Annotated in this window: 18 protein-coding genes; 5 read left to right on the top strand and 13 right to left on the bottom strand. The window is 59.1% G+C overall.

Annotated elements, in window-relative coordinates; translation table 11 throughout:
• The first annotated feature begins 44 nt into the window (after nt 1-44).
• On the top strand, nt 45-971 hold the full coding sequence (locus BW43_RS13875; protein ID WP_032887037.1) for a carbon-nitrogen hydrolase family protein: 927 nt from the start codon (nt 45-47) through the stop codon (nt 969-971).
• Between the two features lie 120 nt (nt 972-1,091).
• On the opposite strand, the gene BW43_RS13880 is transcribed toward BW43_RS13875, so the two are convergent.
• The 3 genes from BW43_RS13880 to BW43_RS13890 are packed head-to-tail and all read right to left on the bottom strand — an operon-like array spanning nt 1,092 to nt 3,557.
• Complete coding sequence (locus BW43_RS13880; RefSeq protein ID WP_032887035.1) at nt 1,092-1,637, bottom strand: GNAT family N-acetyltransferase; 546 nt, start codon at nt 1,635-1,637, stop codon at nt 1,092-1,094.
• 18 nt (nt 1,638-1,655) lie between these two features.
• Complete coding sequence (locus BW43_RS13885; protein WP_032887033.1) at nt 1,656-2,117, bottom strand: LEA type 2 family protein; 462 nt, start codon at nt 2,115-2,117, stop codon at nt 1,656-1,658.
• Nucleotides 2,118-2,129: 12 nt separating this feature from the next.
• Nucleotides 2,130-3,557, bottom strand: a complete 1,428-nt coding sequence (locus BW43_RS13890; RefSeq protein ID WP_032887032.1) for a nucleobase:cation symporter-2 family protein — start codon at nt 3,555-3,557, stop codon at nt 2,130-2,132.
• A gap of 232 nt (nt 3,558-3,789) precedes the next feature.
• Here BW43_RS13890 and BW43_RS13895 point away from each other — a divergent pair, with 232 nt between their 5' ends.
• The gene (locus tag BW43_RS13895) at nt 3,790-5,415 is read left to right on the top strand and encodes a methyl-accepting chemotaxis protein (protein WP_032887031.1); all 1,626 of its coding nucleotides are present in this window, start codon (nt 3,790-3,792) and stop codon (nt 5,413-5,415) included.
• A gap of 134 nt (nt 5,416-5,549) precedes the next feature.
• Here the strand turns inward: BW43_RS13895 and BW43_RS13900 are convergent, their stop codons facing one another.
• The 5 genes from BW43_RS13900 to BW43_RS13920 are packed head-to-tail and all read right to left on the bottom strand — an operon-like array spanning nt 5,550 to nt 10,641.
• The gene (locus BW43_RS13900) at nt 5,550-6,527 is read right to left on the bottom strand and encodes a D-glycerate dehydrogenase (RefSeq protein ID WP_032887030.1); all 978 of its coding nucleotides are present in this window, start codon (nt 6,525-6,527) and stop codon (nt 5,550-5,552) included.
• Nucleotides 6,524-7,822, bottom strand: coding sequence for an MFS transporter (locus tag BW43_RS13905; protein ID WP_032887028.1), 1,299 nt, complete (start codon nt 7,820-7,822; stop codon nt 6,524-6,526). The genes BW43_RS13900 and BW43_RS13905 overlap by 4 nt, the downstream gene beginning before the upstream one ends.
• A 45-nt stretch (nt 7,823-7,867) precedes the next feature.
• Complete coding sequence (locus BW43_RS13910; RefSeq protein WP_032887026.1) at nt 7,868-8,809, bottom strand: sugar kinase; 942 nt, start codon at nt 8,807-8,809, stop codon at nt 7,868-7,870.
• Nucleotides 8,802-9,584 carry a sugar phosphate isomerase/epimerase gene (locus tag BW43_RS13915; protein ID WP_032887025.1) on the bottom strand — a complete coding sequence of 261 codons (783 nt, stop codon included), beginning with the start codon at nt 9,582-9,584 and terminating at the stop codon, nt 8,802-8,804. The genes BW43_RS13910 and BW43_RS13915 overlap by 8 nt, the downstream gene beginning before the upstream one ends.
• 43 nt (nt 9,585-9,627) lie before the next feature.
• On the bottom strand, nt 9,628-10,641 hold the full coding sequence (locus BW43_RS13920) for a LacI family DNA-binding transcriptional regulator (RefSeq protein ID WP_032887024.1): 1,014 nt from the start codon (nt 10,639-10,641) through the stop codon (nt 9,628-9,630).
• Between the two features lie 225 nt (nt 10,642-10,866).
• Between BW43_RS13920 and BW43_RS13925 the strand changes: the two genes are divergently transcribed.
• The 3 genes from BW43_RS13925 (at nt 10,867) to BW43_RS13935 (ending at nt 17,451) form a co-directional block, all read left to right on the top strand.
• The gene (locus tag BW43_RS13925; protein ID WP_032887023.1) at nt 10,867-12,813 is read left to right on the top strand and encodes a hypothetical protein; all 1,947 of its coding nucleotides are present in this window, start codon (nt 10,867-10,869) and stop codon (nt 12,811-12,813) included.
• Nucleotides 12,814-12,989: 176 nt separating this feature from the next.
• A complete protein-coding gene (locus BW43_RS13930) occupies nt 12,990-14,972 on the top strand; it encodes a hypothetical protein (RefSeq protein ID WP_032887022.1) in 1,983 nt (660 codons plus the stop codon).
• A gap of 211 nt (nt 14,973-15,183) precedes the next feature.
• Nucleotides 15,184-17,451, top strand: a complete 2,268-nt coding sequence (locus BW43_RS13935; RefSeq protein WP_032887021.1) for an autotransporter outer membrane beta-barrel domain-containing protein — start codon at nt 15,184-15,186, stop codon at nt 17,449-17,451.
• Nucleotides 17,452-17,533: 82 nt separating this feature from the next.
• On the opposite strand, the gene BW43_RS13940 is transcribed toward BW43_RS13935, so the two are convergent.
• The 5 genes from BW43_RS13940 to BW43_RS13960 all read right to left on the bottom strand — a co-directional run.
• A complete protein-coding gene (locus tag BW43_RS13940; RefSeq protein ID WP_032887019.1) occupies nt 17,534-17,956 on the bottom strand; it encodes a hypothetical protein in 423 nt (140 codons plus the stop codon).
• A 75-nt stretch (nt 17,957-18,031) separates the two neighbouring features.
• A complete protein-coding gene (locus BW43_RS13945; RefSeq protein WP_143521245.1) occupies nt 18,032-18,808 on the bottom strand; it encodes a hypothetical protein in 777 nt (258 codons plus the stop codon).
• A gap of 121 nt (nt 18,809-18,929) precedes the next feature.
• Complete coding sequence (locus BW43_RS13950) at nt 18,930-19,535, bottom strand: LysE family translocator (RefSeq protein ID WP_032887016.1); 606 nt, start codon at nt 19,533-19,535, stop codon at nt 18,930-18,932.
• Nucleotides 19,536-19,589: 54 nt separating this feature from the next.
• The gene (locus BW43_RS13955; RefSeq protein ID WP_032887015.1) at nt 19,590-20,429 is read right to left on the bottom strand and encodes an AraC family transcriptional regulator; all 840 of its coding nucleotides are present in this window, start codon (nt 20,427-20,429) and stop codon (nt 19,590-19,592) included.
• A gap of 73 nt (nt 20,430-20,502) precedes the next feature.
• On the bottom strand, nt 20,503-21,117 hold a 615-nt coding region (locus tag BW43_RS13960; RefSeq protein ID WP_032887014.1), incomplete at its 5' end, for a DUF1345 domain-containing protein.

The following is a 21,117-nucleotide window of genomic DNA, read 5'->3' as shown; positions in this document are numbered from 1 at the left end:
GCTGGCCGGAGAATGGGCAACCCCCCTAATTCGGAGTGATCGTAATGCCTGTTTCTACTGTGGCAGCTTTGCAACTCGGTTCGTTGCCGGACGGCAAGGCGGCAACCCTTGAACAAATCCTGGGCTACGAGGACGAGATCAAACGCAGCGGCGCGCAATTGGTGGTCATGCCCGAGGCGCTGCTGGGCGGCTATCCCAAAGGCGAAGGCTTCGGCACACAACTGGGCTACCGCCTGCCCGAGGGGCGCGAGGCGTTTGCCCGTTACTTTGCCAACGCTATTGATGTGCCAGGCGCTGAAACCGAGGCGCTGGCCGGCTTGTCGGCGCGCACCGGCGCCAGCTTGGTTCTGGGTGTGATCGAGCGCAGTGGCAGCACGCTGTATTGCACCGTGCTGTATTTCGAACCCTCGGGTGGTCTGGTGGCCAAGCATCGCAAGCTGATGCCCACCGGCACCGAACGGCTGATCTGGGGCAAGGGCGATGGCTCCACCTTGCCAGTGATCGACTCCGCAGTAGGGCGTCTCGGTGGCGCGGTGTGCTGGGAAAACATGATGCCGCTGCTACGCACGGCGATGTACGCCAAGGGCGTCGAGGTCTGGTGCGCGCCAACAGTGGATGAGCGCGAAATGTGGCAGGTGAGCATGCGTCATGTGGCCCATGAAGGGCGCTGTTTTGTGGTGAGCGCGTGCCAGGTGCAAGCTTCGCCCGAGGCATTGGGGCTGGAGATTGCCAACTGGCCAGCAGGCCGTCCGTTGATTGCTGGCGGCAGTGTGATTGTCGGCCCCATGGGCGACATCCTCGCGGGGCCGTTGCTGGGTGGGGCTGGGCTGTTGACGGCGCAGATCAACACCGATGACCTGGTGAAGGCGCGGTACGACTATGACGTGGTGGGGCACTACGCTCGCCCGGATGTGTTTGAGCTGACGGTGGATGAGCGGGCCAAGCCGGGCGTGCGCTTTGTTACAGACTGAACCGGGTCTAAATGTGGGAACGGGCGTGCTCGTGAAGACGCTGTGTCAATGGGTGCAGGTGTGACTGACCCACTGACATCGGGGGCAGCTCCCTCCCACAGTTGATTTTCAGCGTTTGGGTCATTGGGATTCCAACCACTCCTCGCGGGTCATCTCCCAGATATCCCGTGGGAAGGTGCCTTCGACAAACTGCCCCTCATCGGTCCTGATCAAGCGCATCCCCGTACGCTCGGAAATTCGCCGCGACCCCAGGTTGGGCGCGGCCTTGGGGACACGCATCACGGGGCGTTGCAGCACGCCGAACCAATAGTCGGTCACCGCCGCGCTGGCTTCGGTCATCAATCCCTGGCCTTGCCATGCGGGCGCCAGCCAGAAGCCACGGTTGTTATCCACTTCATCCATCAGGCTGACGTTGCCGATCAGTTGTTCAGGCGCGGTTTTGAGGCGGATTGACCAATGCCATTCCTCGCCCCGTGCCATGGCCGGCAAGGCCACGTTTTGCAGATAGGCGAGGGCGCCGTCAGCCGGGTAGGGCCAGGGCACGAGGGCGTTGAGGTAACGCACCACGTCCCAGTGGGGAAAGTGCTGTTGGACGGCATCCGCATCGTCCAGCGTCAGCGGGCGCAGAATCAGGCGTTCGGTGTAAAGGGTAGGCAACGCATCCATGTTGCAGAAACTCCAGGTTTACCAAGTGGCAGTATTGGGTAGGTCCAGGGTGCCGCGATCCACAAACCGCATCGTGCCAAACAGCCCACCCGCGAGTTTGCCGCGCAGCACATACGGCAGATTGTTCAAGCTTTGGGTCTGGCTCAGGCCCAGGGTCTGGCGCAACACCGAGAACGCAGAAACGCTGACGGGGACCCTCAGAACGGCCTCGGAAAAGCGTGGGATGCTTCCGGCCTGATCACTGACACCCGACGCCAACGGCCGGCCATTGACCTCCAGGTCCAGGGCCACGCCGTTGTAGTCGATCGCCGTTTCATTGGGGTTTTGCACCCGCAGTTTCACGACGAAGCGCACTTCCAGTTCCTGGCTTTGCAGTGGCTCGATGCCCACCACATTGATGTTGACCGGGTCGCGGTTGGGGAACAGCGCGCAGGCGCTCAAGGTCAGCAGCAACAGTGATAGAACCATGAGCTTGCGCATACAAAGGTGCTCCTATTTCGTGACGTCCGGGTCCTGCATCACTTTGAGGGTGGAGGACTCCGGATCAAATTCATCTTCTTGCAGTTCTATGAACTCTTCCGGCAGGAAAATGTTCAGCAGGATCGCACAGAACGCGCCCACGGTAATCGGCGACTCGAAGATGTTGTGCAGGGCTTTGGGCAGGTCACGCAGTACTTCCGGCACGGCGGCGACGCCCAGGCCCATGCCCAGGGAGATCGCCACGATCAGCACATTGCGCCGGTGCAGCCCGGCTTCGGCGAGGATCTTGATGCCAGCTACGGCCACCGTGCCGAACATGATCAGGGTTGCGCCGCCCAGCACCGGCTTGGGCATCAGTTGCAGCACCGCGCCGATCATCGGGAACAGCCCCAGCAGTACCAGTAAACCCGCGATGAAGTACGCCACGTAGCGACTGGCCACGCCGGTCAGCTGGATCACGCCGTTGTTCTGCGCGAAGGTCACCATCGGCAGGCTGTTGAACGTGGCCGCCATCGCCGAGTTGAGGCCGTCGGCCAGCAAGCCGGACTTGATGCGCTTGATATACAGCGGACCCTTGACCGGCTGCTGGGAAATCATTGAGTTGGCTGTCAGATCACCCGCCGCTTCCAGCGGCGAAATCAGGAAGATCACTGCCACTGGGATAAACGCCACCCAGTCGAACGAGAAGCCGTACTTGAACGGCACCGGCACGCTGATCAGGGGCACGTGGGGCAAGGCGGCCAGGTCGACGCGGCCCAGCCACCAGGCGACCACAAAGCCCAATGTCAGGCCGATTACGATCGAGCCCAGGCGCAGGAACGGGTTGTTGAAGCGGTTGAGCACCACGATGGTCACGAGCACCAGCGCCGCCAGGCCCATATTGCTCGCGGCACCCAGGTCACTGGCGCCGAAGCCGCCGGCCATGTCGGTGACCGCCACCTTGATCAGCGATAAGCCCATTAAGGTAATGATGGTGCCGGTGACCACCGGGGTGATCAGCTTGCGCAGTTTGCCGATGAATTGGCTCAGGACCACTTCGATAAACGCCGCGAAAAAGCAGATGCCAAAGATGGTCGAAAGGATTTCATCGGTGCCGCCGCCCCGGGCCTTGACCATGAAACCCGCGCTGAGGATCACGCTGATAAACGAAAAACTGGTGCCTTGCAGGCACAGCAGCCCCGAACCGATCGGGCCGAACTTGCGTGCCTGCACAAAAGTGCCGAGCCCCGACACAAACAGCGCCATGCTTACCAGGTACGGCACTTCGCTTTCCAGGCCGAGCACACCGCCGACGATCAGGGTTGGGGTGATGATGCCGACGAAACTCGCCAGCACATGCTGCAACGCGGCAAAGATCGCTGCGGTGAAGTGTGGGCGGTCTTCCAGGCCGTAGATCAGGTCGGATTTATAGCGCGGGCGGGGGGCTTGAGCGTCAGACAAGTTGAGGGCTCGGGTCAGAAAATGGAGGCGCAGGATGCCAGAAACCGCTAGTCGTCAGAAGTGTAAAAAAATATTTATGAACCCCCTGCATAAAATGCTGCAGCCGGCCGATACCGTTTATAGGCCCACCCCTCAATAACAACAGTGGGCCAAGGTCTGAGCGGTGCGTTGACACCGGCGGATCGTTTCGCGGCAGGGACGCGCGCAAACACTACTCCTGAGAGTCTCGCCTATGTCCCTCCGTCACCTGAATATTGCCCCTCGTGCTTCTCTGGGTTTCGCGTTCATCGCGCTGTTAGTGGTTGTCCTTGGAGTGTTTGCGGTCAACCGCATGACCCTGATTCGCGAGGCGTCAGTGGCTATGAGTGCCAACCTGCTGCCCAGCGTGACGTACCTGGGCACGATCACGGAAAACGTGCTGCGCCTGCGCATCCTGTCATTTCGCGTGCTGGTCAACCGTGAACCGGCCGCTTTGCAGGAAGCAGAAACCCGCATCGGTGTGTTGGCCGACAAGGTCAAGACCGCCCAGGCCGGTTACGCCACGCTGCCCGCCGGGCCGGAAGAGGCGGCTTTGTACAAGACATTTGGTACGACCCTGGACAACTACCTCAAGGCCCAGGCCGACATGCTGACCCTGTCCAGGCAAGGCAAGGTCGATGAAATGCGTGCGCTGATCAACACCCGTATCAAGGACGGCACCGATCAGATGGGCGAACAGCTGAACAAGTTGATTGCCATCAATGCCGCTGACGCCAAGACCGCCGACGCTGAAGCTGGGCGAGGGTACGACAGTGCCATCACCGGCGTGATTATGGTCTCGGTCGCCGCCGCGTTGCTCACCGTATTACTGGCCTGGTTGCTGACCCGCAGCATCGTCACGCCGTTGCGCAAAGCCGTGACCGTGGCCGAAACCATCGCCGCCGGCAACCTCAGCAGCACCATCGCAGACGACGGCAACGACGAACCGGCTCGCTTGATCGGCGCCCTGGCCGCGATGCAAGCGAACCTGCGCCAGACCATCCAGCACATCGCCGGTTCGGCCACCCAACTGGCGTCTGCCGCCGAGGAGCTCAGCGCGGTCACCGAAGAAGCCTCCAAAGGCTTGCAGCAACAGAACAATGAAATCGATCAGGCGGCCACCGCGGTTAACGAGATGACCGCCGCAGTCGAAGAGGTGGCGCGCAATGCGGTGTCCACCTCTGAGGCGTCCAGCCAGTCGAACCAGGCTGCACGGGAAGGGCGCGACCGGGTGGTGGAAACCGTCGGCGCGATCCAGACCATGACCCAGGATGTGCAGAACACCGCCGCGATGATCGAAGGCCTGGCCACTCAGGGCCGCGATATCGGCAAGGTGCTTGATGTGATCCGCGCGATCGCTGAGCAGACCAACCTGCTGGCGCTCAACGCTGCCATTGAAGCGGCCCGCGCCGGTGAAGCCGGGCGTGGCTTTGCGGTGGTGGCGGACGAAGTGCGGGCCCTGGCTCACCGCACCGCGCAGTCGACACAGGAAATCGAAAAAATGGTCGCCGGCATCCAGAACGGCACCGGTGAAGCGGTGCAATCGATGCAGCAGAGCAATCAACGTACCCAGAGCACCCTGGAAATGGCCCGCGCTGCCGGGGTGGCGCTGGAGCAGATTACCCAGTCGATCAGCCTGATCAACGAGCGCAACCTGGTGATCGCCAGCGCCTCGGAGGAACAGGCTCAGGTGTCCCGCGAGGTGGACCGCAACCTGGTGAATATCCGCGACCTGGCCACCCAGTCGGCGGCGGGGGCCAACCAGACCAGCGCTGCCAGCCATGAATTGTCACGCCTGGCGGTGGATTTGAACGGGATGGTGGCCAAGTTCGTGATCTGACCCACTGTGCAAAGCAATCAAATGTGGAAGGGGGCTTGCCCCCGATGGCGGTGTGTCAGTCAAGATATCTATAACTGATCCATCGCTATCGGGGGCAAGCCCCCTCCCACATGTGTTCTCTGCAGTGTTAGAAACTAGTGTTTCCAGGCATCTGGGTTCACCAGGTTTTTTGGCCGTTCGCCCGCCAATGCCGCCAGCAGATTATCCACCGCACAGGTGGCCATCGCCTCCCGCGTCTCATGGGTCGCCGAGCCGATATGCGGGGTTGCCACCACGTTGTTCAAACGCAGCAACGGCGAGCCGTGATCCAGCGGTTCCTTTTCGAACACATCCAGCCCCGCTGCCCGAATTGTGCGCTGCTGCAACGCCTCGACCAGCGCCGCTTCGTCGACCACCTTGCCCCGCGAGATATTGATGAAGATCGTCTCGGGGCCCATCCGCGCAAACTCTTGCGCGCCGATCAGTTTTTCGGTTTCAGCTGTAAGCGGCAACGTCAGGCAGACAAAATCGGCTTGCTCCAGCAAGTCGTTCAAGCTGCGGTATTGCGCGCCAAAGCGTTGTTCCACCGCCGGCTTGGGCGAATGGCTGTGGTAGATCACCGGCATGCCAAAGCCAAAATGCCCGCGCTGGGCCAGGGCTTCGCCGATGCGGCCCATGCCGATGATGCCCAGGGTCTTGCCGTGCACATCGCTGCCAAAGTGCGAAGGGCCGATGTTTTTGTTCCATTGGCCGGCGCGCACCATATCAGCCAGTTCCACCACGCGCCGGGCGGTGGCGAGGATCAGCGCGAAGCCGGTGTCGGCGGTGGTTTCGGTCAGCACGTCCGGCGTGTTGCTGAGCAGGATGCCGCGTTGGGTCAGGTAGTCGATGTCGTAGTTGTCGACCCCGACCGACACGCTGGCTACCGCCTCCAGGTGAGGCGCCAGATCCAGCAATTTGGCATCCAGGCGCAGGCTCGCGCCCAGCAGGCCATGGGCGGTCGGCAGGGCGTCGCGCAGCTTGGCCAGGCCGGTGTCGTCCAGGGCTTCGATCAGCGTGACCTCGGCCTGTTCATGCAGGCGGGCCATCAGCGGCGCGGAGAGTTTCTTGTACAACACCACAGACTTTTTCATTGGGCTTTTACCTTCAATTCGAGGGTTTGCAGGGGCACGCGCTCACGGTCGCTGGCGCCTGGCTTGAGGAAAATCGTCAGCACCACCGCCAGCATCAACGCACCGCTCATCAGCAGGTACGAAGCGCCGGGTGAACCCGTGCTGCTATTGAGGTAGCCCACCAAGTACGAACCGCCGAACGAGCCGAGCGCGCCCATGCTGTTGATCAGCGCCATGGCGCCGCCGGCGACGTTGGCGGGCAGGATTTCCGGGACGATCGCGAAAAACGGTCCATAAGGCGCATACATGCAGGCCCCGGCAATCACCAGCAGGGTGTAGGACCACCAGAAGTGTTCGGCGCCGAGTACGTAGGAGGCATAGAACGCGATGGAGGCAATCAATAGCGGCGGCCATACAAAGCGTTTACGTTTTTGCAGTTTGTCCGACCCCCAGCTCACCACCAGCATGCCGATCACTGCCGCCAGGTACGGCAGTGCCGACAGCCAGCCTGCTTCGACCATGTCCATCTGCAAACCGGCCTTGAGGATCGACGGCAGCCACAGCACAAAGCCGTACACGCCGATGCTCCAGCAGAAAAACTGCAGCGCCAGGATGATCACCTTGGGCGAGCGGAACGCTTCGGCGTAATTTTTAACCGCCTTAATGCCCACCTGTTCGGCGGCGAGGGCGGTTTCCAGGCTGTGCTTTTCGCTGTCGCTCAGCCACTTGGCATCCTTGGGACGCTCATCGGCCAGCTTCCACCAGATAAACGCCCACAGCACCGCGGGCAGGCCTTCGATGATAAACATCCAACGCCAGCTGAAATGCTGCACCAGGTAACCCGACACCACCGACATCCACAGCATGGTCACCGGGTTGCCGAGGATCAGGAAGGTGTTGGCCCGCGATCGTTCGGCGCGGGTGAACCAGTGGCACAGGTACACCAGCATCGCCGGCATCACTGCGGCTTCGACCACGCCGAGCATGAAACGAATAACGATCAGCATGTAGGCGTTGGACACCACGCCGGTCAGGGTGGCCAGGCCGCCCCAGAGGATCAGGCTGACGAAAATCAGTTTTTTAACACTGCGCTTCTGCGCGTAGATCGCACCCGGCACCTGGAAGAAAAAGTAGCCGAGGAAAAACAGTGCGCCCAGCAACGACGACATGCCGGGAGTGATCATCAAGTCTTCGGCCATCCCGGAGGCGGCGGCGAAGCCGTAATTGGCACGGTCCAGATAGGCCAGGCTGTAGGTGATAAAAACGATGGGCATGATGTACCACCAACGACGGGTGGCGAATTTCACGGTTTCCATAAGGTTGCTCCTGAGCTTGTTGTAGTTGTGGCAACAGGGTGTGGGTCACGCAACGGATCGGGTGGGTAATTCAGCGCGGGTGGGCAGGCCTTCCATATCGCCACGGCTTTGCACGGCGCGGCTGCCGATCCAGTTACCGCGCTGTACTGCCTCGGGGAAACTCAGGTTTTCCAGCAGGGCACTGATCATGCCCACGGCAAACCCATCGCCGGCGCCGACGGTGTCCACGACCTTGTCCACCTGTACGGCGGCGACGAAGCCTTGGTCCAGGTGGGTGCGGTAGTAGGCGCCGTCCGGGCCGAGCTTGATGGCCACGGCTTCGGCGCCCTGGTCCAGGTAGAACGCGGCGATGTCGGCCGGGTCGTCGAAACCGGTAAGCAGGCGGCCTTCGCTCAAGCCCGGCAACACCCAATCGGCCAGGCCGGCGAGGGCGTTGATCTGGCGGATCATCTGGGCTTGGCTGGCCCACAGCGACGGCCGCAGATTCGGGTCGAATGACACGCTGCGCCCGGCCTTGCGCATCTGGGTCATCAACTCGACGGACAGTTCACCGGTGGCCTCGGACAACGCCGGCGGAATCCCGGTGGCGTGCAAATGACGGGCTTGCAGCAGCGCAGGGCTGATGGCGGCGATGGACAAATGGCTGGCAGCCGAGCCTTTGCGGAAATACTCCACCTGGGGATCGGCGCCGGCTTCTTCGCGGGACTTGAACTGAAAGCCGGTGGGGTGCAGCGGGTCGACGGCCACATTCCGGCAATCCAGGCCTTCCTTTTGCAGGGTGTCGACCACGTAGCGGCCGAGTGAGTCGTTGCCTACCCGGCTCAGCCAGGACACGTTGAAGCCCAGGCGAGACAGGCCAATGGCGACATTGCTGTCGGCTCCCGCGATGCGTTTGTGAAACTGGCTGACCTGCGCCAAATCACCGGTCTGCTCGGCGACGAACATCGCCATGGTTTCACCGAACGACAGGATATCGATCTCAGACATGGGCATTCTCCTGGCGGGGTTGGCCGAGCAGGGCAAGGGTGGCGACCTGTTGGGCGGTGACATCAATCAGGTCATCGCCTTGCAGCGGAAATTCCACCGCCCGCGTAATGCCTTGAGTCATGTGCTTGAGCAGTTGTTCCCACAGGTGCAGGTCGGTGGCGCCAGGCGGCAGCGCTACCAACTTGCCGTCCGGGCGGCGGGCCACGGCCTTGCAGTGCAGGTAGTCCACATGCCGGCCCAACAGGCGGGCAGCGGTGAGGGCGGATTGGTCCTGCCATTGCCAGTTGCCGATGTCGAAGGTCATTTTCACCGGCAGGCCCAGGCGCTCGACCTCGGTGAAGAACCGCTGCATGGGCTCGATGCGCCCGCCGTGCAGGCTCTGGTCGTTTTCCACCAACAGATGGACCGGGTGGCGGTTGAGCAGGGCGTGCAGGCTTTCCAGATCGTTAGTGTCGGTGAAGTAACCGAGTGAGACTTTCAACCAGCGCGCGCCAAAAGCCTGGGCGCGGTCCAGGGTCGCGTTCAGTTCGGCGTTGGGTTGGGCGCGACCGGCGACCCACAGTTCCAGGGGCGATGAGAACACGGCTTCCAGCCCTTTTTCGGCAGCGGCCTGGGCGAGTTCGGCGGCGTTTTCGCCGGTCAGCAACTCTTCTCGCCACTCGATGCGTTGGGCACCGGCAGCGGCCAATAGCTGGACAAAACTCAACTGGCCTTGCTGGCGGACCAGGTCCGCGCCGTAGCTGGAAAGGCTGATGGAGACGGGGTATTTATGCATTGTTGTTTACCTCTGAAACCGGTTTCATTTTTGTGCAAAAAAATTATCGACGGTGGGTAGAACCGCGAACGATCAGTTGTGGCAGGAAGTCCAGGGTGCGCGTGGGTGCATCGTCACCGCGCAAGCGCTTGAGCAGGCAGTCGAACGCGCTGGCGCCAATTGCCTCGGTCGGCTGGGCGAGGGCGGTGATGCCGTTGCCCACCAACGGATACCAATCCAGGTCATCCAGGGCGATCAGGCCCACGTCTTCAAACAAGTTGCAGCCCAGCGTTTTGAGCGCATGAGTACAGGCCAGCGCGGCGACGCCGTTGGCACAAAACACCGCCTTGGGGCCGGGCTTGGCGAGAAAATTCTTTAGGCCGGTTTCGAGGTTGCCATCCAACTCCAGCACCGCGCCGGTCAGCGCCGGGCGCCGGGCAATTTCGGCCTTGAAACTGTCCAAGCGTTCTACCCGTGAACTGGTGCCATCGGCGGCTTCGCTCACCAGCAACACCTCGCGATAACCCTGTTGTTCCAGATGCTCCACTGCCATGCGCACTGCTGCCGGGTTATTCAGACCCACCAGGTCGCTGTGCAGCGGCTCGACCTTGCGGTCCACCAGCACCAGAGGCATTTCCCGTTGCAGTTCCAGCAGTTGGTCGAGGTGATGGCCGAGGGTATTCACGATCAGCCCTTCGATGTTGTACGAGCGCAGTGCAGCCAGGTGTTGGCGTTCCTGCTCGTCGTCGCGGTCGGTGTTGCACACCACCAGGCTGTAGCCGTGCTGGCGGCAGGCGGTTTCGACGCCGTGCATCACGGCAATGGAATAGGGGTTGCGGATATCGGCTACCAGCATGCCGATAAGGCGGGTGCGGCCACGTTTCAGGCCACGGGCCATCTGGTTGGGGCGGTAGCCTAGCTGTTCGATGGCTTGCTCGATGCGCAAGGCAATGGCATCGGAGAGCAGGGCACGGTCGTCGCCGATAAAGCGCGACACGCTGGCCTTGGATACACCGGCGTGTTGGGCGACGTCGAGCATGGTGACGCGAGAGCGCTGGGCATCGGAAAAGGAAGTCACGGTAGAGCCTTTTTTATTAGTTTGGAGGTTGCCTTGAAACCGGTTTCAGGAAACACCAACACAACCCTTGCGTCAAGGGGGCGCTCGTCGGGAGGCTCCTGTGGAATCCGACGAAAGGGGTCGCCTACCTGTTACTTATGACAGTATCCAGAGGTTCGAAATGGGCGCTTAATTTGATCCAGCCATGGTTTTCTACCTGTCTGTCTGAGCATCAAGGAGCGCACGATGACGCTTTCGAAGACCACCCAAAAATCCTTCTGCGGCCGTTCAGAAGGGCAGGTATCGTCACTTGAGGCCGCTGTAGTAGTGGATGCCATTGAGGGTGATCCAGTCGGATTGATTCCCACTGAGTTTTTGTACCACCCGATAAAAATTCAGTTGAAGAACATCTGGAGGTTCCCTGCCCAAGAGGGTGAGACGGACTATGTCCACTTCTTCATCAAACCTCATACGCCTGAGCCAGCCTATCCGCTGACACCGATTCCATTAGAAGGGCCACTGAGCCAGGAAGACGATTTCCCTGTGGAGCTGACCATAGGCGGAAATTGGCTGAAGATCAGCGGCTCCTATGACCTTACCTATTATGTTGACGGACCCGGCGGCATAGAACACTGCCCATATACCACGACCTTCACACTGGACTGGATACCGCCCGGTGGGACGGGGCCTTTGCAGCCTGCGACCTTCATAAACAACGAGATCATCGAGCACGGCGTCACTGAAGAGTATTTGAGCAAGTATGAGAATACGGGTCTGCGTATTCCTAGGTATATAGATGCCCAACTCCGTGACGATATATTGATTTTTTTATTATTGAGCGAAGAGTCGAACCCTTTCGAGGCCAACTATACGTACACGCTCACGACTGTTCAGGATACGTTGCTAGTCACTATGCCTTCTATTTTGTTTCGACAATTACCGAATGGCCCGCGGTTTATTCGTTATGGCCTGCGTGACCGGGCAGGTAACCAGCAAACCAATTATTCGGGGCCTACGCCCGTCTACATCAATTTGAAACCGTCTCCAAGTGGGCTTAAACCACCCCAGGTCCTTGCCTACGAATTCGACGGTCTGATTGATCGCGCGGATGCACGTGCGGGCGTCAATGTGAGGTTTGAAGCCTATTCCGGTTGGGATCCGGCAGACGAGGTAGTGGTCAGCTGGGACGGTATTGTTCTGGCAAGAGAGGGGGTCGAGGGTTTCCCGAAAGTGGTGCCGGTGCCCTGGTCTACGTTGATCCAGAAGGGTTACCTGCAGACCCATCTACCGGTCCAATACTTCATTTATCGTGCAGGCGTTCCGACGGCCATTCCATCGCCCGTGCGGCATGTCGATGCCGACTTCCGGGTCTTTGGCGTGGATCATGATCAGGCACCTGATGAGTTGAATCGACACTTGGAGCGGGTCGAGATTCGCGGTGCGGTTTCCGATACGGCCAACCACTTGGATTTCAGTGATTCGGATCAACCTGTCACGGCGACCGTCGCGCTGCCCGACGGTCCGAGTGTCGGTAAGTGGTTGGACTTGTATTGGGGAGATAAAGAAGAGCCAGTGGCCTCCTATCATGTACAGCCCGGGGACGTAGCAGGGGCCTTGGTGACATTTACCCCTATTGCCTGGTCGGTGGTTGCTGAAACACCCAATAACCCGGCGTTCCCAGTGAGTTATCGAACCCGTAATGGTGTGAATGACCAACTGGCGCCCAGTCAACTGGTGAATATAAATATAGCCCCGCCGGTTAGATTTCCTCGGCCCGAATTTCCACATGCAAACAGTAACGCCTGGTTGAACTGTGACACCAAGCCACCCATCTGGGACGGGGTTCGTGTTCACGTGCTCAAACATGCTGATATCAAGATAGGGGACGAAGTGCGGCTGAAATGGCAGGGTACGCTTGGCTTCGGCGGCGACCAGCCTATCCCGGAAACCACTGAGGTGTTTGTGGATTATTGGTCGGCCGCCCATGAGGCTCAGGGTTATTACGAATGTGTCGTGCCTTATGTTCCTTATGTAAAACCCATGAAAGACGATGCAGGCGCTTATGCTGAGTTCACGGTATGGCGTAATAAAAATCGCATAGGCAGCTCATTGATTCGTTATATAAAAATTGATCGGCGTAGATCACATGATTTGCCACTGTTTTGTGGGCCTGGTGGTGATGGTCCGGACTAAAAAGCGAAGTTTCCATTCGTGGCTGTGAAGGGTAATTAAAGATTAATTGATCGTTCTTCATCGTGCTTGATTTGAACTTGGTTATGTACGGGCTGGCGGCTGTTTCGGTTGCTGAGCGGCCGACAACATACCCGGGTCATTCTTGAGCGCCTTACTACTGGCAAGGAGAAACTGAGATGGCAATTAACCGTTCAAAAAAAGCAAGTGTGGCGGGCTGGGAAGACCCCAACCTGGCTGCGCCGATTTTTCCTCAGGCCCTCGATGGTATAAGCGGTTTGATCTGGCGGCCGCATTTGGAGAGCGATGGCGGTTTGAGGGTTGACTGCCCCATCTGGAGTTTCCCGGATGACGGGGATGAGCTGCAGATGTATTACAGCAAGGTTGGGGAAGCCCTCTGGATACCGCTGGATCTTATTCACTTTGATGTTCAACCGACGGGACCTTTCGTTCAAATTACCGTCAGTACCTTATCCCTCGGCCATGGTGAGTTTGATCTCAGGTTTAAAGTAAGGCCCGGTTCGGGCAGTGATTATTTAGACTTCTCTGCCCAACAACGGGTCAAGATTGATCTGTACGGTCCTTACAAAGCGCCCGGTAAGAGTGAAGCACCTGCAAGAGTTGTTTGGCCGGCTTCATTGCCTCTCGGTGTTGATATTACGCAAGAGACCTTGGACCTGAACCCCGGAGGGATTGAGCTCGGTATTCCGGGCTACGGGGATTATGAGGCGGGGGACACCGTGGCCCGGGTCTGGGTTACCGCCACCCAGCCGCCTGACGACGCGCCCTCTTTGGGCAGTAAACCCATGGAGGCTGGTGGAACAGTGTTCAACGTACCTATTTCAGCCATTGCTGCTATGGCTGATGGCATTTTATTTGCCTACTGCCAATTCGTAGACGCTGCCGGCAATTACAGCGAGATTTCCAGAATCCCCACCGGGCGCAGGCTTAAGCGCAGTGCAAACCTGAACCTGGATCCTCTTGTAATCGTTGCACCACCCTCTGGTGGGATGGTGGATATCGAAGCATGGCAGGCCGGCGTGAAGGGGGCCATTCCACAATATGCATGGGAGCCGAGCGATCAATACAGGTTGCATTGGGGCGACCAGACCACCGCTCTGGCGCCTCTAAGCGGGGTTTTTCCGTTCGAATTTACGGTCCCTGGCCAACTGATTGTGGACGAGTACGCCGATCAGGAAGGCCCGGTTTCGGTGACGGCCAGTTATGACATCATCAGGACCGGCTCTACCAATTCTCCGACCGATGACACTCTGGTGAGTGTTGATTTAAGCGTTGTTGGGCCTCCGGGTCCGGTTCCGGGCGAGCCTAGCCCAGACCTGGACATCGTCACCATCACCGGCCCCGCGTCGGCCCCAACGACGAACTATCTGAACTCCGCCGACATCGATCACGTTGGCCCCATCCTGGCCACCTGCGATTTGTGGTCTGTCGACCCTGAGCCGGAAGTAGACGACGTCCTTACGCTGTATTGGGGGAGCAAGTTGAACCCGGCAGGCTCATACACCGTTGGGCCTGGCGATGGGCCTGGCACTGAGGTTGAAATCGAGGTAGATAAAACTGCGATTGCTGCGGGAGGCAATGGCGACGATATTCCGGTGTTCTATGGTGTGAGCCGCTCCGGGGCAAGCAATAGCAACTACTCGGATAGCACGTCCGTGAGAGTGGACGATGCCATTACTCATCAACTCGACCCGGCGGAGTTTCTCCATTTGGGACCCTGGAGCCAGGATTCTAGAGGCAGGCTTCGCTGTGAGTCCTTGCGGCCGACAGATGCCGGCACGCCGTGGAGTGATAGACACGTTGAGGTGAGGATTCCCCCCAGTCCTGAGTTCTTTGCGGATGGAAAACAAGTCACCGTTGAGTTTGTTGCTTCCACGGGACTTCTAGGCGATATCCCTATCGAGGCTACACGCGGTACAGCTTCAGTTACGCTGGACGCGGAGATGGCGGCGAAAGGGTTTATCTTCGAACTCAAACCGTTCGATCCGCATCTCAAAGTGGTCGGTGCCGCCGCGCCGTGGAATACGCTCTGGTTCCAATACTCTCTGGACATCGCCGGAACACCGGCACGATCGATACCTGCGGTTGTTCCGATTCGCATGGTGACGTCCAATAACTATTGCGATGGAACGCCCGTGTAACCCAAGGCGTGCGACAAGCACCGAGACATGATGTGTCTCGGTGCTTTTTACTACGGTTGCACCACTCAGTTCTTCTGCGCTCTTCAGATTTATCCTACTTACGCCTACCTCCCCCAACTATAACCTCGCGGCCTCTACAGGTCTGGCTCCACTCCTTCGGAACGAGTCATGCCACTGATTCATGGCATTTAGTTAGAGCGAGTGTTACAGCATGTCCATCAAGTATTTTTTTAAACTTTCCCCCATAAGTGCGGCTGTCAAGGTGTCTTCACTGGGCCTGTTGCTGGGCGTATCGGTACAAAGCCAGGCAAGTCAGGAAGTCGTCGCCCCAGGTGAATCCAAAGTTATTGAGTCTGGAGAGGCAGTAAAAAACTGGGCGCTGCAGGCCGGCTCCAGCCTGACCGTCAACGGAGCAACTACCGGTGCCATCCTTAGCCTGGGTGCGCAATTGACCGTGAATAGTGGCAGCGCCATTGAACGTATTGTTGCCCAGGAAGGTTCCACTGTGAGCCTGGACGCCGCGACTGTTAAAGCCAATGCTGCGGGCGCGTCAGCGATGGAGCTGACCAACGGCAGCGCGACCATTTCCGGCAGCCACCTGGAAAGTGCCCAATCTATCGGCCTGGTACTCAATCGTTATAGCTCGACGCCGGATGGTTCTCGTGCAGACGTCAGTCACAGCACGATAAAGGGCGCACAAGCGGGTGCATCGGCGACTCAATTCAGTGAACTGTATTTGCAGGATTCCCTGGTACAAGGGACTGCCGTCGGCAGCACCGGCGTGTTGTTAATCGGCGGCTCTGCGTTTGCCCAGAATAGTGTGCTGTTGGGTGAGCAAAATGGTGTTCGTTTTACCCGTGTGGCCGGAACCACTCAAGATGGCTCACTGGTCCTGGATCAGACGACAGTCGAAGGTCAAACCGGCGCGGCAATTCTGGTCGCCGGCTTGCCGGGTCGGGTGCCGACGGCAACCATCGAGGTGAACAACGGCTCTCAATTGATCGGCGGCAACGGCAACCTGCTGGAAGTGACCGGTGGTGCGACGGCCAATATGAACGTCAATAACAGCCACTTGAATGGCAATGTCATCGTTGAAGCTGGCAGCAATGCCAACTTGAATTTGCACAACAACGCATCGTTGACGGGCGCTTTGTTGAACGTCAGCACGTTGAGCATTGCTGATGGGTCGTTCTGGAACCTGACCGGTGACAGCTTGGTGGGGGACCTGGATCTCGCTGGCGGTACGGTGAAATTCGGTGAGACCGATGCGTTTTACCAGTTGAACCTGGACACCCTCAGTGGTAACGGCACGTTCGTGATGGGCGCCGACTTTGCGGTCGGCTCGAACGATTTCCTGAATATCACCGGGGAAGCTACCGGCCAACACAGTTTGTTAGTGGCCAGCAGTGGTTTGGAACCTGTTTCCCCCGGTGACGTGCACATCGTGCATACCGGTGGCGGCGACGCGGAGTTCTCTCTGGCGGGGGGCGCCGTGGATATCGGTGCCTGGTCTTATGGCCTTAAGCAGGATGGCAACGACTGGTTTCTCGACCCCAGCGCACGCACTATCAGCCCGGGCACGCGTTCGGTACTGGCGCTGCTCAATACCGCGCCTACCGTGTGGTACGGCGAGATGACCTCGTTGCGCAGTCGCATGGGCGAATTGCGGCACAATGATGCCCAGGCCGGCGGTTGGATTCGTAGTTATGGCAATAAATACACAGTCTCTGATGCCAACGGTACGGGTTTCAAACAGACTCAGCGCGGGTTCTCCATCGGTGCAGATACACCGCTGAGCGAAGACAGCAATTGGCTGGTCGGTGTCATGGCGGGGCACAGCACCTCGGACCTGGACTTGAGCCGTGGCACCTCCGGAACAGTGAAAAGCTACTACGCCGGTCTCTATGCGACGTGGATGGATGCGGACAGCGGTTACTACTTCGACGGTGTGGTCAAAGCCAACCGCTTCGAGAACGAATCCAAGGTCGGCATGAGCGATGGTGCCCAGGCTAAAGGCAAGTACGGAACCAACGGTATTGGTGCGTCGGCGGAAGTGGGGCGCCACATCAAACTGGATGACGCGTTCTTCATTGAGCCCTTTGCTCAGGCCTCTACGGTGGTGGTCAAGGGCAAGAAGTATGATCTGGACAACGGCCTCCAGGCAAAAGGTGAAAATACTCAGTCTGTGCTGGGTAAATTGGGTGTCACGGTAGGCCGCGATTTCATCATGAATGACGGCAGTGTGGTTCAGCCATATCTTCGCGCTGCAGTGGCCCACGAGTTTGCCAGCGATAACAAAGCGCGGGTGAACGGCCAAGTCTTCAAGAATGATCTGTCGGGCTCGCGTGCCGAGTTTGGCGCGGGTGTGGCGGTGTCGCTCTCGCAGAACCTGCAGTTGCATGGCGACTTTGAACACAGCCAAGGCAAGCATGTAGATCAACCGTGGGGCGTTAACGTGGGGTTGCGCTATAGCTGGTAAAAGCCTGTGCGGTAATCCAAAAAGGAAGCTTCGGCTTCCTTTTTGGGTGTCTGGGCGATGGCTTTAGGTTATCGCTCAGGGCTCAACGCACCCTGAACAACGCAGTGATGGTAGAGACAGGATTTCCATCATCGTGTGTGAGGATGTTTAGCAATCCGCCTTCAACGTGATCATTGGCTGGGTCTATGGTGGTCAAGTCAATGAGGCCTGTATCACCGCGTATAAAGATGGGATCCAACAAGTCATCTGTTGTATAGGTCAGCCTAATCTGATGACGTTCGTCTTCCAGTTTGTAAACGCCTTCCGTTAAAGCCGTCGGAAACGAAAGCTGGATTTTATGACGGACACCCGGAACGACGACTTGAGTGCCGGAAACAGTCCATCGGTCCGCCGTCTTGGAGATGGAAAACACAGTGGCAGTAAAGTCCTTCCCGTCGATTGTTCCTTTGAAATGATTAAGCTCTTGGGATGATTTTGGGGTGAGTATTTCTTGAACGGCTGTCATGGCGACATCTCCTCTACATAGTGATCGCGACTCCGGTTCACGTCCTGGATGGAGGCGCAGTGGTTGCGGATAGGCTCAAGCTTTGCGTCTCAACGAGACATCATCGAAAAATTCTGCGCCATCAATGCCAATAAGAATGATGGTTAGCGCGGTAGCGCTGGCGGGCATCGCCAGTTCCTCTGGATAGGTGGTCCAGCTCGACGCATCTACGCGAATTTCCGCAAACGTGCCGGATGGCTCAACTTCGAATCGGCAGAACCCATGCCCGCCAAAATCACTGCGCGAGCGAAAGGAAAATTCGTAGGTGTTTCCTCCGGTGACAGGGACGGTTTGCCGGGCGCGGCCGCCCAGGGTGCACTGAAAGGTACTACCGTCAAAATGAGTGCCGGAGCCGATCGGGGAGCCTTCGGTACTCCAGTGATCCATGTTGTTGGAGAAATCCCCGTTAAGCACCAACTCAGGTCGGGGCGGGATGCCCGTATCCAGGGTCAGTTGCATCTCGTCGACGCACACTTCTCCGCTGGTGCCGGTGATAGCCACGGTGAGGAGGGTTGTCGCCGGTGGCGTGGTGAAGCTGATTTGCTGCCATCTCCAAACATGGAAGTCGTTGAGCTCAACTTCCAAGTCGGCACCGGGCACGTTGGAACGGATAGAAAGCGTGCCGTTACCTTTAAACAGGACCTGGCTCCAGAACTCGAGCAGATAGGTTGTTTCGGCACTGGCGTCAATGACTTGGGAAGCCTGGCCGGTGAGTACGCGGCAATACTGGCGTGAGTAGTCCACGCTGTCTTGCGTGGTCCAGTCGGCGCCAAATTTGCTGAAGTTGCCGTTGCGCAGCAAATTGTTGATCAACGTACTCTGTCCAGGCATCTCGCCAGCTCCGATGAATCCCTGTGGGTGAAGCTATTGCGCGCTATAAGAGCAGGGTTGGCAACTGTCAGAACTAACAGGTTCGCTCTGCCATTCGTCGGTTCTAGCCCTGTGTCCACACACTCATCCAGGCCGACACCAGCAATAAGATCGCCATCAACCGATTGAACCGTTGCATGGCCCTGGCCGAGCCCAGCAGCCGGGTCGATCCGGCTCCCAGCAACGCCCACACCCCAAGACACGGCAGGGACACCACAAAAAACATCAGGGACAGGGTCAGCACATGCGCCTGACGCCCGTCTCCCTGCCCGGCAAACACACTGACCACCGCCAACGCCATCATCCAGGTCTTGGGGTTGACCAGTTGCAAGCTGGCGGCGCCGAGCAGGCCCAGGCGCTTGTGGGATGCATCGCGCTCAACGGCCTGGGCGGGCGCACTGAAAATCTGCCAGGCGAGGTAGCTAAGCCATGCGACGCCGACCCACTGCAGGGTGGCTTGTACCTTGGGCAGATGAATCAGCGACTCACCGAACCCCGAACCCACTATCAGCACAATGCCCGCTGCACCGGCACAAGCCCCGAGGATGATCGGCAGTGCCGCCCGCAGGCCATAGCGGGCACTGTTGCTCAGCACCAGGATGTTGGTGGGGCCGGGCGTAATGGAGGCGACGAAGGCAAATAACGCGAAGGGCAGTAAGGTAGACAGCATGGGACGGGACTCCAGTGAACAGATCAGTGGTGTCCATCCTTGCAAGCCCGTGACTTAGCTGTCTGGAACGTTTGAGCAGCGCTTGCGGTACGCCGCCGGTGTCAGGCCATAGGCGCGCACGAACCAGCGGCCCAAGTGACTTTGATCGGCGAAGCCCAAGGCAATCGCCACATCGGCCGGTTGCGCGCCCTTGCCCAGCAAGTGGCGCGCGCGGGCCAGGCGCAGTTGCACCAGGTAGGCGTGGGGCGGCAGGCCGAAAGCGCTTTTGAAGGCGCGACTCAGACGAAAGCGGTCGACGCCGCAGGCCAGGGCCAGTTCGTCCATGCCCACGTCCTGATGCAGGTGGTCATGCAGGTATTCCCGCGCCTTGTGGGCCACCCGCGGCAGGCGCGGATCTTCGCGGTAGCGGGTGCGCCAGTAGAGTTGGTCGGTGAGGCATTCCAGCAAGTGGTCCATTGCCCGTTGCCGCACGATGCGCAGTTCACCGCTGTGCAGTGTCTGGAAGGCTTGGCTGGTGGACAGCGCCAGGCGTGGATCGTTGGCCAGGGTGCTGGCGAAGCCCAATTGACTGTTGACCGGCGCTTCTTCAAATACCGCACTCACTTCCCGCGCCAGCCACTGTGGGTCGAGGTACAGCATGTGGTAGGTGAAGCCGTCCGCCGTGGGCGCGTCGCCGTCATGCACTTCGCCAGGCTCCACCAAAAAAACCTGGCCGGGCACGCTGTTGTGGCGGGCACGGCGGCAGTTGAATTGCTGCACGCCTTGTTCGGTGACGCCGATCAGGTAGCTGTCATGCCAATGGGGGTCATAGGCATGGCCTTCAAAATGCGCGCGCAGGGTCTCGATGCCAGTGTCGGCGTCCTGAGACAGGTCGATCCAATTGTGCGCGGCCATACATCACCGTTGAGGAATAAGTGAGGCTATTGGCGCCCATCCGCTAATGAGCGTCTAGAAGGTTTGTGCAAGGCTAGCCGAACAGGCCGGCGGCGATATTGATCGAGAACCCCAGTATCGCGGTGTTGAACAGAAAGCCGATCAACGACTGCGCCAGTACAACCTTGCGCAGGCCACGGGTGGCGACGCCCACATCCGAGGTCTGCACGGCCACGCCGATGGTGAAGGAGAAGTACAGGAAGTCCCAGTAGTTGGGCGTGAGCAACCCTTCGGCGAAACGCAGCGCCGGCTCCTTGCCTGCCCAGGTGTAATAGAGCCGGGCGTAATGCACGCTGAAAATCACCCCGATCAGCAGCCATGAGCCGATGACCGTCAGCCCGGTGAAACCGTAGTGCAACAGGCGTTGCCCGGTGGCCAACTCCTTGCTGCCCACCAATTCGAAAGTAATGGTCGCCAGGCTCGCGATGGCGGCGATGCACACCATGAACAGCACCAGCCCGGCGTTTTCGTCCTCGACTTCGGCGATGCGTTTGACGTCTTCGGCCTTGGCGCGGCTGGTCAGCCACAGCATCAGCACCAGGTAGGTCCAGACCCCAGCGTTCCAGCCGATCAGGATTTTGCTGATGAGTGTTTCGGCGGGCATCAGGATGCCTGCGGCAAGACCCAGTACGGCGGCGGCGGAGAGGCG

The organism is Pseudomonas sp. RIT357 (genome assembly GCF_000632245.1).
GTDB lineage: Bacteria > Pseudomonadota > Gammaproteobacteria > Pseudomonadales > Pseudomonadaceae > Aquipseudomonas > Aquipseudomonas sivasensis.
This window is presented reverse-complemented; position numbering and strand designations above follow the sequence as displayed.